The following is a 13350-nucleotide window of genomic DNA, read 5'->3' on the forward strand; positions in this document are numbered from 1 at the left end:
TACCGCCCTGGTGCTCGCCCGCGGCGTCGGCGGGTTCAACTCCGCCGTCGTCGTCCCCGCGGTCGACTGACCGCCTTGCCGGCCGGCGGGGGGGGCGCCCCCGCCACCTTTCCCGGGGCGGCCGGGGGCCTGGGGGAAGGCCGCCGCCCCGGGAGCTTCAGCGGCAGGCGCTCCCGCCGTTGATGCAGCGCACCGCGTTCGCCATCAGTGCGTCCGGCATCACGTTGATGAAGTCCCCGTGGTCGGTCACCGGCTTGTGCAGCTGCTCGGGGAAGCTGTCCACCGCGAAGCGCGTGCCCGGGGGCACCGCGTAGACGATGCGCTGCACCAGCTGCGGGACCGCCTTGAAGCCGGATCCACAGGAGCCGTCACGGCCCGCGAAGGCCACGTGGGTGCGGTGGTTGGCGCTGTCGGTGTTCTTGCCGTCCCAGCAGCTCTGGAAGGCGAACGTGCGCACCACGTCGGTGCCCTTGGGGCAGATCGGGTACTTGTCCTTCAGCTGCCGGTCCTCGAAGCCGGTGCAGCTCCACGAGGCGTTGGCGTTGGCCGGGCCGTTGGTGAACGCCTTCGCGTCACCCGTGATGATCCGCAGGAACCGGGGCATGGCGGTGACGCGGGAGACGGGACTCCCCTTGAACTCGATCGTCACCTGCTTCGGCTGCAGGATCGTGCCCACATTGGCGTCCTGACCGCCGCCGGGGGCACCCGCGTCCTGTTCCGCCTTGCCGTCGCGCAGCCGTAGCACGGGCCAGTAGTACGTGGACTGGTCGCCGTTGGTGCACGTGGTCCCTGAAGCGGCCAGGCTGTTGTTCGTGGAGAAGGCGTCGGTGGTCTTGTTGCCGACGTAATCGTGCATGTGGTGGGCGCCGTTGCTCACCCCGGGGGCGACGATCACGTTGTCCGGGTTGAGGTGCCGGTTCTCGTTGCGGCCGCACTGGACCGCGAACGACCCCGTGGAAGCCGTGGACTTGGGCTTCGGGGCGCGCACGTTCGGCTTCACCGACCCGATGGCGACGAAGTCGCCGCGCGCCGGACCGCCCTTCGCGGCGGCGCCCGCGCCCGAGCGGGCGGCCGGACCCGCGAGCGTGCTCGTACCGTCCAGAGCCTCGCCGTCGGTCCCGGTCGGCGCCTCCCGCATCGCGCAGGCGCTCAGTTCCGCCAGCCCGTCGGGGCGGGCGGTGGTCCGTCCGATGGCGTCGGACATCCGGCCGATCGTCGCGTCCCGCTTGCCCTTCAACTCCCCCAGCAGCGCGTCGCCCTGCGCCTTGCCGGTGGCGAGCCGCTGGTAGGCGTCGGCGATCTGGGTGTCGAGCCCCGCGAGCTCCCGGTCCACCTCGGACCGGGCCTGATCGGGCACCTCGCTCAGCTTCTCGCCCACGTCGGGGCAGTCGATGGTGGCCGTGACCGGCGCCGTGCGCGCCGAGTCCTGGCCGGCGGAGGCGCCTTGGGCGGCGATCACCACCCCGCCGCCGCCCAGGGCGAGGGCGGAGACCAGGGCGAGCGCCTTGTACGACGGCCGCAGGCGGCGTTTGTGCCCGGTGCGGCCCGCTCCGTTCATTCGGTTCATGCGGTTCATTCGGCTCATCCTGTTCATTGGACTCATGCGATCACTTCACTTCCTCGAACGGGAGTCGGCGGAGGAGGCCGGAGCGGGGGCGGAGGTGGGGCTGGGGGCGGCGGGCACGGCGTCGGCGAGGCCGTCGAAGTCGACCAGCCCACTGGCCTCCAGGACCGAGATGTGGTCCAGGACCGTGGTGTTGGCGTCCGTGGCCAGCTCACGGACCATGGAGTTCCGCGTCTGTGCCCGCACTTGGGCGACGAGCGTGAACACCTTGCCGTGGGCCCGGCGCAGCAGCTGGACGAACAGCCGCTCGTACGCGGACCCCTGCGCGCGGTTCAACTGGTCGAGCCAGGCCTGCTGCTGGTCGGACGGACGGTCGGGCAGATCGAGGCCGAGCGCCTGGCCGACCTCCCGGACCCGCCGGTCCAGCTCGGTGTGCCCCTCCACGAGGTGTTCCCCGGCCATGCGCACCCCTGGGCTCGTGCCGCGCTGTTGGGCCTGGCGCCCCGCGGGTAGCTCCCACAGCCCGGCGAGCCGGACCTTGCGGACGAAGTCTCGGTCCTGGGGGGTGAGCGGACCGAAGGCCGTGCTCGTGATTCCGGCGCCGTCGTCGTCGGGGGCGGCGACGGGAGCCGCCGCGGCCTCGGCGGTCCTGCCGCCGAAGCTCCGCACCGGGATCAACAGCGCGATCAGGGTGAGGGCCAGGGCGCCGATGACGATGCCCGTGCCCATCACGTGTCGCGAAGCGACGGACATGCTGCCGACGGCCGACCGGCGGATAGACGGCACTGTGCCTCCTTGCTGCGCGGACCGGGAGCGGTCTCGGCCCCCTGGTTCCCGGGACGCTAGCGCCCCTTGAGGCACCCCTTTCGAAGCCCCATCACGAATGGACAAACATCCGGGCAACGCCCCGAAGGGCTGCTATGGGGCCGACCGGTCCAGCGGAGCCCGCGTGTCGGCCAGTTGTCCGGATATCAGCTCGTTCGTGAGGCCCATGGAGTGTGGCACCTCGGGATGATTCGGACGGGCGACGGGTGCAGGAGGGTGGGCCGTGGGACCAACCTCCTTGAAGGGAAAGGCTCTTCGTGCGAAAGAAACGACTGGCATCCTTACTGGCCGCCGCCGGACTCCTCGCGGGTTCCGTGCCCCTGATGGCCGCCGCCCGGGCATCCGCCGCTCCCCTTGCCGACGAGACTTCCGTTGTCGGCGAATACCTCCGGCAGAAGCCCGCGTGGCACCAGTGCAGCCCCGATCAGCCGGCCTCGTACGAGTGCGCCACCATCAAGGTGCCGCTCGACTACCAGCGGCCCCGGGGGAAGATGCTCGACCTGGCCATATCCCGGGTCAGGAGCGAGACCCCCGCGAAGCGGCACGGGGTCATGCTGCTCAACCCGGGCGGGCCGGGCGGCAGCGGGCTCGATCTCCCCCTGCAAATCGGGGAGTCGATGCCCAAGGAGGTCCGCGAGCAGTACGACATGATCGGTTTCGATCCGCGCGGGGTCGGCGCCAGCAGTCCGGTGAGCTGCGGACTGACCGACGCCGAGCAGAACTTCGACCGGGCCTACCGGCCCGAGACCTTCCCCTCCGATGTCGCGTGGGCCCGTACGGTCGCCGACAAGTGCCGGGAGAAGGCCGGGTCCGTGCTCCCGTACATCACCACCCGCAACACCGCGCGCGACATGGACACGATCCGTACGGTGCTGGGCGAGCGGAAGATCTCCTACCTGGGGTACTCGTACGGGACGTACCTCGGCGCGGTGTACACGCAGATGTTCCCGAACCGCACCGACCGCTTCGTGCTCGACAGCGGGGTCGACCCGGACCGGGTCTGGCGGGGCATGATCCAGGTCTGGGCGTCGGAGGCCGAGCCCGCCTTCGCGCGCTGGACGCGGTGGGCGGCGGAGCGCGGGGGCGAGTACCACCTCGGCGACAGCCCGGCCGCGGTGTCCGGGACCTTCTGGCAGCTGGTGGCGAGGGCCGACCGGGATCCGATCGTCTTCCAGGGGCAGAAGATCAGCGGCGACGACATCCGTCGCGCGCGCGGGCTGTTCTTCTACCCGGCGCAGGTCACTCCGCTGGTGGTGGCGCTGAAGGACGCCGCCGACGGGAAGCCGGGCGGGCCCGCGGCGTTCGACATGAAGAAGGCCCTCGCGGGCGGATCCGGGAACGGCACGGGGATCAAGGCCGGGACCGGGATCAAGGCCGGGACCGGGGCCACGGCTTGGACCGGGGCCACGGCCGGGAGGTCCGCCGCCGAGCCGGCCCCGGACAACGGGGCCGCCGTCTTCTTCGGCGTGCTGTGCGGGGACACGGCCGACTGGCCGCGCGATCCCGAGCGGTACCGGCGCGACGCGGTCAGGGACAAGGCCGCGTACCCGCTCTACGGGGACTTCGCCTCGAACATCAAGCCGTGCGCCTTCTGGCAGCGGCCCCTTGAGGCTGCGACCCCGATGAAGACGCGGGCCGCGGTGTTGACCGTGCAGAACGAGTGGGATTCGCAGACCCCGCTGGCCAGCGGCCGGGGCATGCACCAGGCGCTGAAGGGCTCGCGGATGATCCTGGCCCTGGGTGGCGAGGGCCACGGCGTCTACCTGGCCGATCCGGCCTCGTGCGTCAACGCCCCGGTCGGCGAGTACCTCCTGACGGGCCGGCTCCCGGCCAAGGACCTGACCTGCCGGGCCACTTCGGGCCGGGCGGAACTCGGGGCCGGATCGGGTTCCGGGTCGGCGCCCGCGAAGCCGCTGCCGTTCCCGTCCGGTGGGCCGGGTCGCTTCTGAGCCCGGGCGGCCGCTGACGGCGCCCTCGTGCCGCCGGCGGTCGCCGTGCCGGATCCGCGCGGCTTCAGGACGCGCGCGGGGACGCCTCCGCCGCCGACCCCGATCCCGAACCCGAACCCGATCCGGCCACCGACCCCCGCGTCCGCCCCGGTCCGCTCCCCCGCAGCGGGGTCAGCAGCCCGGAGCCGGCGATCAGCAGGCACAGCGTCCCGGCGGCCAGGCTCACCGCCGGGACCCCGTGCCGGCCGACCAGCCACATGAGCAGCGCGGCCCCCACCGGCCCCGAGGCGTTGTGCACCGTCCAGAACGCGGAGGTGACCCGGCCGAGCAGGTGGTCGGGGGTCACCTCCTGGCGCAGGGTCATGGAGCAGACGCCGCCCACGGTCAGCCCGAACATGAAGAGGACGGCCGCCACCGCGATCACCGGCACGCTGCGGCTGGCCCCCATCACCACGACGGCCACGCCGATCAGCGCGGTCGAGCCCAGCCAGCACGTGCCGAAGCCGAGCGCCCGGCGCAGCGGCCCGGCGGCGGAGGCGGCCGCGACGACGCCGATCCCGCTCACGGCGATCACGTAGCCGACTGTCTCCGTGCTGCCCCCGAGTTCCACCGTGATCCGGAAGATCAGCAGGTCGGTGGCGCCGAGGGTGACGAAGGTGAGCAGGGTGAGCAGGACGGTCAGCGGTCGCAGCAGGGCGTGCGCCCACAGGAAGCGGAACCCGACGACGAACACCTCGCGCAGCTTCGTGCTCTTCGGCTCCTCCACGGGCACCGCCCCGCGCACGGCGAACCGGACCCGCACCAGGCTGGCCGCGGAGACCAGGAAGGTGGCTCCGTCCAGGGCCAGCGCCCAGTCGGCGCCCACCCCGGCGACGAGGAGTCCGCCCACCACCGGCCCGACGATGGTCCCGACGGCGAAGGTGCCCATCAGCCGCCCGTTGGCGGTGACCAGGTCGGCGGGGTCCACCAGGGAGGGCACGGCGGTCACGTACGCCACGTCGAAGAGCGTCTTCAGTACGGCGACCAGCGCGGTCAGCCCGTACAGCAGCCAGATCCGCGAGCCGCCGAGCGCCCACAGGAGCGGTACGGAGCCCAGCAGCACCGCGCGCGCGAGATCGCAGCCGATCATCAGCCGGCGGCGGTCCACCCGGTCCACCACATGGCCCGCGAAGGTGCCCGCCGCGATGGCGACGGCTCCGCCGAGGCCGGTGACCAGGCCCATCTGGAAGCCGGACTCGGTGATCTGGAAGACGAGCAGCGGCAGCGCGAGCAGCGAGACGGAGCCGCCGATCACCGACAGGGCCTGGCCGAGCCAGAAGACGGTGAAGGAGTTGTTGCCCCGTAATCCGCTCACCCTCGGCCTCGCCCTCACCCGAGCAGGGCGTAGACGGTGGAGGCCTTCGCGGCCGGCTCCGGCGCGCCGTCGGGGGTCATGGTGATGTCGGCGAAGGCCATCCGCTTGCCGAGTTTGGTGATCCGTACGTCGATCAGCACGTCGGCGCCGACCACCGGCCGCTGGAAGCTGGTGGACTGCTGGACGGTGGTCATCGGGCCGTACGCCCCGCGCGCGGCGGAGATCGCGATGACGGTGGCGGTGTCGGCGGCGGCCATCAGGGCCTGCCCGGAGAGGCCGCCGCCGTCCCGGGCGAGGGTGTCGGACCAGGGCAGCCGCAGCACGGCGTGCCGGTCGCCCGTCTCCTGGACGGTGAGTCCGAGGGCGAGCACCCAGGGGGCGAAGTTGTCGTTGAGGATCTTGTCCGCGTCTGCCGGTGTCAGCGTCACCCGGTGATTGTGGCGGCCCTCCCCGGCCGCCACAACACCCTTTCCTTCAGAGCGGGCCCTCAAAGGGGCCGGCCCTCAGAGGGAGGCGGCCAGTTCCGTGCCCTGCTTGATGGCCCGCTTGGCATCGAGTTCGGCGGCCACGTCGGCGCCGCCGATCAGGTGCGCCTCGACTCCGGCCGCGCGCAGGGCCTCGTACAGGTCGCGGCGCGGCTCCTGGCCGGTGCAGAGGACCACCGTGTCGGCGGGTACGAGGCGCTGCTCGCCGTCGACCGTGATGTGCAGGCCCTCGGCGTCGATGCGGTCGTACGTGGCCCCCGCGACCGAGACGACCCCGCGGTGCTTGAGCTCCGCACGGTGGATCCAGCCGGTGGTGGTGCCGAGGCCCGCGCCGACCTTGGTGGTCTTGCGCTGGAGCAGGTGGACCTGGCGCGGCGGGGTGGGCCGGGCGGGGGCGGTGAGGCCGCCGGGGCCGGTGTACGCGGTGTCCACGCCCCAGTGGCGGAAGTAGACCTCGGGGTCCTGGGAGGCGCCTTCGCCGCTGTCGGTGAGGTACTCGGCCACGTCGAAGCCGATGCCGCCGGCGCCGAGGACGGCGACGCGCTCGCCGACGGGGGCTCCGTCGCGCAGGACGTCGAGGTAGCTGACGACGTTGGGGCCGTCCACGCCCTCGATCTCGGGGATGCGCGGGGTGACTCCGGTGGCGACGACGACCTCGTCGTAGCCGCGCAGGGTCTCCACGTCGGCGCGGGTGTTCAGCCTGACCTCGACCGCGCGCTCGGCGAGCTGGGTGCCGAAGTAGCGGATGGTCTCCTCGAACTCCTCCTTGCCCGGGACGCGTCGGGCGATGTCGAGCTGGCCGCCGATGTGGCCGGAGGCCTCGTAGAGGGTGACGGCGTGGCCGCGCTCGGCGGCGGAGACGGCGCAGGCCAGACCGGCCGGGCCGGCTCCGACGACGGCGACGCGCTTCTTCAACTGGGTCGCGGAGAGGATGAGTTCGGTCTCGTTGCAGGCGCGCGGGTTGACCAGGCAGCTGGTGATCTTGCCGCTGAAGGTGTGGTCGAGGCAGGCCTGGTTGCAGCCGATGCAGGTGTTGATGGTCTCGGAGCGGCCGGCGGCGGCCTTGGCGACGAAATCGGCGTCGGCGAGGAAGGGGCGGGCCAGCGAGACCAGGTCCGCGCGCCCGTCGGCGAGCAACTCCTCGGCGATCTCCGGGGTGTTGATGCGGTTGCTCGTGACGAGGGGGACGGAGACCGCGCCCATCAGCCGCTTGGTGACCCAGGTGTAGGCGCCGCGCGGGACGGAGGTGGCGATGGTGGGGATGCGGGCCTCGTGCCAGCCGATGCCGGTGTTGATGATGGTGGCGCCGGCCGCCTCGATCTCCTTGGCGAGGTGGACGACCTCGTCGAGGGTGGAGCCGCCGGGGATCAGGTCCAGCATGGAGAGCCGGTAGATGAGGATGAAGTCCTCGCCGACGGCGGCGCGGGTGCGCCGGACGATCTCCAGGGGGAAGCGGACCCGGTTCTCGTACGCGCCGCCCCAGCGGTCGGTTCGCTTGTTGGTGGCGGCGGCGATGAACTCGTTGACCAGGTAGCCCTCGGAGCCCATGATCTCGACGCCGTCGTAGCCGGCCAACTTGGCGAGGCGGGCGGCGCGGACGAAGTCCTCGACGGTGCGCTCGACTTCGGCGTCGGTGAGGGCGTTCGGGACGAAGGGGCTGATCGGGGCCTGGAGCGCGCTGGGGGCGACCAGGTCCTTGTGGTAGGCGTAGCGGCCGAAGTGCAGGATCTGCATCGCGATCTTGCCGCCCTCGGCGTGCACGGCCTCGGTGATCACCCGGTGCTCGGCGGCCTCGTCCTCGGTGGTGAGGCGGGCACCGCCCTCGAAGGGGCGGCCGGCGTCGTTCGGGGCTATGCCGCCGGTGACGATCAGGCCGGCTCCGCCGCGGGCGCGCTCGGCGTAGAAGGCGGCGAGGCGCTCGAAGCCGCGCTCGTGCTCTTCGAGGCCGGTGTGCATGGAGCCCATGATCACGCGGTTCGGCAGGGTGGTGAAGCCGAGGTCCAGGGGGCTCAGCAGGTGCGGGTACCGGCTCTGGGAACTCATGAGGGGGCGCCTCCTCGCGCGGGGGTGATGAGGCTGTTCTAGCTGAGCGGGCGCTTATTTTGCAACTAGGTGCAAAAGGAGGCCGGGGGCTCCGGCGGCCCAATCCGCCCGCCGTTCCCGGGACCGGAGGCCCTGCCCGCCGGGACCTGTGGCAGAGCTCACCACCGAGGAGACGGCAAAGGACCGACTGCGCCCCGGTCCGGAGAGCCGGGCCGGGGCGCAGCGCGGGGCGGGTCAGGAGCGGTGGAGGCGGACCGTGACGATCTGGAACGGGCGCAGGGTCAGGGCCGTCGTCCCGTCCGGGGACGGGGCGCCGACGGCGGTGGCTTCCAGAGCCTCCAGGGGTTCCAGGGATTCCAGGGGGCGCTCCAGCAGGTCGCTCTCGACCGCCGCCGCCAGGGGGAAGCCCGCGGTCAGGGTGGCGTGCGCGCGGCCGCCGCGGGATTCGTAGAGGCGGACGATGACGTCGCCGCTGCGGTCCTCGGCGAGTTTGACCGACTCGACCACCACGGCGTCCTCGTCCACCGAGACGAGCGGAGCCACCGGACCGGCGGCGCCGGTCAGCACCCGCTCGGGCAGGTTCAGCCCGTGGCCCTCGCGGACCGCGTCGCCGATGGCCGCGCCCGGGGCGAGCGAGAAGCGCAGGGAGTGCGCGCCCTGGTCGGTCTCCGGGTCGGGGTAGCGCGGGGCCCGCAGGAGCGAGAGGCGGACGGTGGTGGTCTGGCCGCCGTCGGGGCGGATGTCACGGGTCACGTCGTGCCCGTAGGTGGAGTCGTTGAGGACGGCGACGCCCCAGCCCGGCTCCTCGGCGTGGATCCAGCGGTGGGCGCAGATCTCGAACTTGGCGGCCTCCCAAGAAGTGTTGGTGTGGGTGGCCCGGTAGACGTGCCCGAACTGCGTTTCGGAGGCGGAGCGTTCGGCCTTGACGTCGAGGGGGAAGGCCGCCTTGAGGAACTTCTCCGTCTCGTGCCAGTCCACGTCCGTGACGATGTCCACCGTCTTGGCTCCCGCCCGGAGGGTGATCGACTGGACGACCGAAGAGGAGCCGAACGAACGGGCGACCCGCACGGTCGCGGAGTCGGAGGTCCGTTCGGCGGCCTCCAGCGCGTCCACGTCCACCAGGTCGGTGACCTTGTTGCGGTAGAACTCGTCGATGTCCCACGCGTCCCACATGTTCGGGAAGTCCGGGTGGATCTGGAGCAGGTTCGCGGCGGCCCCCGGCGCGACCGACTCCCGGCCGGCCTCCAGGTCGTACGCGGACACGATCAGGCCGCGGCCGTCGATCTCCACGCGCAGCCGCCCGTTGGCGAGGACGTGTCCGCCGCCGGACCGCTCCTCGATCGTGACCGGCTGCCCGGTGGCTGCCGACCGGCCCGCCCCGCCGGCCGGGATCCCGCGCCGGGTGTGCGGGGCGCAGTTGAAGACCAGCTCCTCCTCGCCCTGCCCCGCCAGCGCGGTCTGCGCCGCCAGGGTGATCCCGAGCAGCTCCTCGCGCACCTCGGCGTAGGTTTCGCGGGCCTCCCGGTGCACCCAGGCGATGGAGGAGCCGGGGAGGATGTCGTGGAACTGGTGGAGCAGCACGGTCTTCCAGATCCGCTCCAGGTCCTCGTACGGGTACGCGTACCCGGGAACCCTCACCGCGGCCGTGGACGCCCACAACTCGGCCTCGCGCAGAAGTGATTCGCTGTGCCTGTTGCCCTGCTTGGTCTTGGCCTGGGAGGTGTAGGTGCCGCGGTGCAGCTCCAGGTAGAGCTCGCCGGCCCAGACGGGCGCGTCCTCGTACTCGGCGTGCGCCTTCTCGAAGAACGCGTCGGGCCGCTCGATCTCCACGCGCGGGGAGCCTTCGAGGTCCCGCTGGCGCTTGGCGCGGGCCAGCTGCTCGCGCGTGGGGCCGCCACCGCCGTCGCCCCAGCCGAAGGGGGCCAGGGAGCGTGAACCACGGCCCTTCTCCTGGTAGTTGCGGGCGGCGTGCGCCAGCTGGGCGCCGCCGAGGTCGGAGTTGTACGTGTCCACGGGCGGGAAGTGCGTGAAGACGCGGGTGCCGTCGATGCCCTCCCACCAGAACGTGTGGTGGGGGAACTTGTTGACCTGGGACCAGGAGATCTTCTGGGTGAGGAACCACTTGGAGCCGGAGAGTTTGACGATCTGCGGCATCGCGGCGGTGTAGCCGAAGGAGTCGGGCAGCCAGACGTTCTTCGTCTCGATGCCGAACTCGTCCAGGAAGAACTTCTTGCCGTAGAGGAACTGACGGACCATGGCCTCGCCGCCGACCATGTTGGTGTCGGACTCCACCCACATGCCGCCGACCGGAACGAACTGCCCGTCGGCGATCTTCTTCTTGACCCGCTCGAAGAGCTCGGGCCGGTAGGTCTTGATCCAGTCGAGCTGCTGCGCCTGCGACATGGCGAAGACGAACTCGGGGTGCTCGTCCATCAGTCCCAGCATGTTGGACGCGGTGCGCGAGACCTTGCGGACGGTCTCCCGCAGCGGCCACAGCCACGCGGAGTCGATGTGGGCGTGGCCGATCGCACTGATCCTGTGCGCGGAGGCGTTGGCGGGGGCGGCGAGCGCCCCGGCGAGTTCGGCGCGGGCGGCGGCGGCCGTGCCAAGGACGTCGCCCAGGTCCACCGCGTCGAGGGCGGAGCCGATGGCGCGCAGGATCCCGTACCGCCGGGCGTTGCCCTCGTCGAGTTGCGTCATCAGGTCGTAGAGGACTTCGAGGTCCTGTACGAGTTCCCAGACCTCGGTCTCGAAGACGGTGAGGTCCATCCGGGCGAGCCGGTAGAGGGGCTGGTCGCCGCTGGTCCGGCGGTCGCCCTCGTAGGTGACCGAGTGGTCGACCAGGACCGGGTTGGACGCGGCCTCGACGTACCACTCGACGCGTTCGCCGCCGGCCGCGGAGTCGGCGACGCGCACCCAGTCGTTGTACGGGTTGAGCGCCTTGATCTCCCCGCCGTCGGCGCGGTGGACCAGGCCCTCGCACTGGAACCCGGGCATCATCCGGTCGAAGCCGAGGTCGAGGACGGCCTCGACGGTGCGCCCGGCCCAGTCGGCGGGCACGGTGCCGGTGAGCTTGAACCAGGTGGTGCCCCAGGCCGGGCCCCACGGGTCGCCGATGGCGCAGGGTTCGTACGAGGCCGCCAGGCCTTCGGCCACCGGCACCGGTTCGCCGGGGGCCTCCCAGCGTTCGATGGTCAGCGGGACCGAGCGGGAGTGGACGGCGGGTTTGATGCGCTCCTTGAGGACACGGCGGAGGCGGTGTTCGGTGATGCTGCGGTCGTCGTGCATGACGGCTGCTCCAGGAGAGGTGGTGGTGGCGGCTGTGGGCGTGCGGCTCAGGTCTTGACGGCTCCCTCGCCGACGCCCTTGAAGAAGAAACGCTGGAGGGCGAAGAAGAGGAGCATCATCGGGATCAGTGCCGCCATCGCGCCGGCCGCGATGATCCGCTGGTCACTGACTGTGGATGCACCGGCCAGGGTCTTCAGGCCGAGCTGGAGGGTGTAGTTGTCGCTGTTGGTCAGGACCAGCAGGGGCCAGAGGAAGTCGTCCCAGGCGCCCATGAAGCTGGTGATGCAGACGACGGCCAGGGCGCCCTTGGCGGCGGGGAGGAAGACCCGGGTGAAGCGGGTCCACTCGTTCGCGCCGTCGAGGACCGCGGCCTCCTCGACCTCGTCGGGTACGGCGAGGAAGGCCGAGCGCATGATCATGATGTTGAGGACGGAGACCGCTCCGGGCAGCCAGACGCCGATGAGGGTGTCGACCAGGCCCATCTCGCGGACCGTGAGGAACATCGAGATCATCACGGACTCGAAGGGGAACATCAGCGTCGCCACCAGCACGGTGAAGACGGCCTTGCGGCCCTTCCAGGCCGCCCGGGAGAGGGCGTACCCGCCCATGGCCGCGAACAGCATGTTCGAGGTGATGGCGAGGAGGGCCACCGTCAGCGTGTTGCCGACGTACTGGAGGAGCGGGAACGATTCCGCGACCCGGAAGTAGTTGTCGAGGGTGGGCCGCGAGGGCAGCACCCCGTCGTACACGTTCTCGGTGCGGCCGCGGATCGAGGTCAGGAACTGCCAGACGATCGGTCCGAGCATGATCACGAGCATCAGGAGGAGCGTGGCGTACCGGCCGGCGAGGCCGGTCCAGTACCGCCGGGCGTCGGCCCCGACCCGCTTGCCCGCCTTGTTCCCGGGGGAAGACAGGGTGCTCAACTCTCGTCTCCCTTCGACAGACGGCGGCCCAGCAGGCTGAAGACCAGCGTCAGGAGGAACAACAGGATGGAGATGGCGGCCGCGTAACCCGTCTCGCCGGAGAATCCGAGGCCGACCTGCCGGATGAGGAAGGGCAGCGTGCGGGCGCCGCCGCCGGGACCGCCGCTCTCGCCGCCGAGGATGTAGATCTCGGTGAAGACCCGGAGCGCGGAGATGGCGGAAAGGGTGCCGACCAGCAGCATCATCGGCTTCACCTGGGGGACGGTGATGCTGAAGAAGCGCCGCACCGGGCCCGCGCCGTCGAGGGCCGCGGCCTCGTAGAGCGAGGTGGAGACGTTCCCGAGGGCCGCCAGGTAGAAGACCATGTAGTAGCCGAGGCCCTTCCACACGGTCACGATCATCGCGGAGACCAGCAGCATGGCGCTGTCGGTCAGGAAGGGGATCGGCTCGGAGATGATGCTGAGCTTCCGGAACAGCGTGTTGACCAGGCCGTCGCTGCGCAGCACCCACTGCCAGATGAGGCCGACGACCACGGCCGAGGCGATGACCGGGGTGTAGAACGCCGAGCGGAAGAAACCGATCCCGGGGACCTCTCTCCGTACGAGGACGGCGAGGGACAGCGGCAGGAAGACCAGGCAGGGCACGACGACGACGAGGTACAGCACGCTGTTGCCGGTGGCGACCCAGAAGTCGGGATCGGCGAACGCGCGGGTGTAGTTGTCGAAGCCGACGAACCCGCCGCCACGCAGGATCTGCGCGTCGGTGAGGGACAGGATCACGGTGTTGACGAACGGCCAGAGGCTGAACACCGCCACCATCACCAGGCCCGGGGCGAGGAAGAGGTACGGGGTCCACCACTTGCGGTGGCGCGGTCCGGTCTCGGCTTCCATGGCCGTCTTGGCCCGCCTGGCCGGGGCCG

Annotated in this window: 9 protein-coding genes; 1 reads left to right on the plus strand and 8 read right to left on the minus strand. The window is 71.4% G+C overall.

The window, feature by feature from the left end:
• Window positions 1-157: 157 nt before the first annotated feature.
• Complete coding sequence (locus ACFXDJ_RS01880; RefSeq protein ID WP_384663673.1) at window positions 158-1567, minus strand: DUF1996 domain-containing protein; 1410 nt, start codon at window positions 1565-1567, stop codon at window positions 158-160.
• Between the two features lie 45 nt (window positions 1568-1612).
• Complete coding sequence (locus ACFXDJ_RS01885; RefSeq protein WP_384663675.1) at window positions 1613-2350, minus strand: DUF4142 domain-containing protein; 738 nt, start codon at window positions 2348-2350, stop codon at window positions 1613-1615.
• A gap of 296 nt (window positions 2351-2646) precedes the next feature.
• On the opposite strand from ACFXDJ_RS01885, the gene ACFXDJ_RS01890 reads away from it, so the two are divergent.
• Complete coding sequence (locus ACFXDJ_RS01890) at window positions 2647-4338, plus strand: alpha/beta hydrolase (protein ID WP_384663677.1); 1692 nt, start codon at window positions 2647-2649, stop codon at window positions 4336-4338.
• Between the two features lie 64 nt (window positions 4339-4402).
• On the opposite strand, the gene ACFXDJ_RS01895 is transcribed toward ACFXDJ_RS01890, so the two are convergent.
• From ACFXDJ_RS01895 to ACFXDJ_RS01920, 6 genes are all read right to left on the minus strand, one after another.
• Window positions 4403-5692 carry an MFS transporter gene (locus ACFXDJ_RS01895; RefSeq protein WP_384847494.1) on the minus strand — a complete coding sequence of 430 codons (1290 nt, stop codon included), beginning with the start codon at window positions 5690-5692 and terminating at the stop codon, window positions 4403-4405.
• Between the two features lie 14 nt (window positions 5693-5706).
• Window positions 5707-6120, minus strand: a complete 414-nt coding sequence (locus tag ACFXDJ_RS01900; protein ID WP_384654192.1) for a PaaI family thioesterase — start codon at window positions 6118-6120, stop codon at window positions 5707-5709.
• A 75-nt stretch (window positions 6121-6195) separates the two neighbouring features.
• Window positions 6196-8220, minus strand: a complete 2025-nt coding sequence (locus tag ACFXDJ_RS01905) for an FAD-dependent oxidoreductase (RefSeq protein WP_384654194.1) — start codon at window positions 8218-8220, stop codon at window positions 6196-6198.
• A 234-nt stretch (window positions 8221-8454) separates the two neighbouring features.
• Complete coding sequence (locus ACFXDJ_RS01910) at window positions 8455-11508, minus strand: alpha-mannosidase (RefSeq protein ID WP_384654196.1); 3054 nt, start codon at window positions 11506-11508, stop codon at window positions 8455-8457.
• A gap of 47 nt (window positions 11509-11555) precedes the next feature.
• Entirely contained in the window at window positions 11556-12431 is an 876-nt protein-coding gene (locus ACFXDJ_RS01915; RefSeq protein ID WP_384654198.1) for a carbohydrate ABC transporter permease, read from the minus strand.
• A complete protein-coding gene (locus ACFXDJ_RS01920; RefSeq protein WP_384654228.1) occupies window positions 12428-13321 on the minus strand; it encodes a carbohydrate ABC transporter permease in 894 nt (297 codons plus the stop codon). The genes ACFXDJ_RS01915 and ACFXDJ_RS01920 overlap by 4 nt, the downstream gene beginning before the upstream one ends.
• Between the last annotated feature and the right edge of the window lie 29 nt (window positions 13322-13350).

This window comes from Streptomyces sp. NPDC059443, from assembly GCF_042750105.1.
Lineage (GTDB): Bacteria > Actinomycetota > Actinomycetes > Streptomycetales > Streptomycetaceae > Streptomyces.

Coding starts and splice junctions, on each gene's coding strand:
- ACFXDJ_RS01920 (WP_384654228.1), bottom strand. CDS start 13,321: ATGGAAGCCGAGACCGGACCGCGCCACCGCAAGTGGTGGACCCCGTAC.
- ACFXDJ_RS01910 (WP_384654196.1), bottom strand. CDS start 11,508: ATGCACGACGACCGCAGCATCACCGAACACCGCCTCCGCCGTGTCCTC.
- ACFXDJ_RS01905 (WP_384654194.1), bottom strand. CDS start 8,220: ATGAGTTCCCAGAGCCGGTACCCGCACCTGCTGAGCCCCCTGGACCTC.
- ACFXDJ_RS01880 (WP_384663673.1), bottom strand. CDS start 1,567: ATGAACCGAATGAACGGAGCGGGCCGCACCGGGCACAAACGCCGCCTG.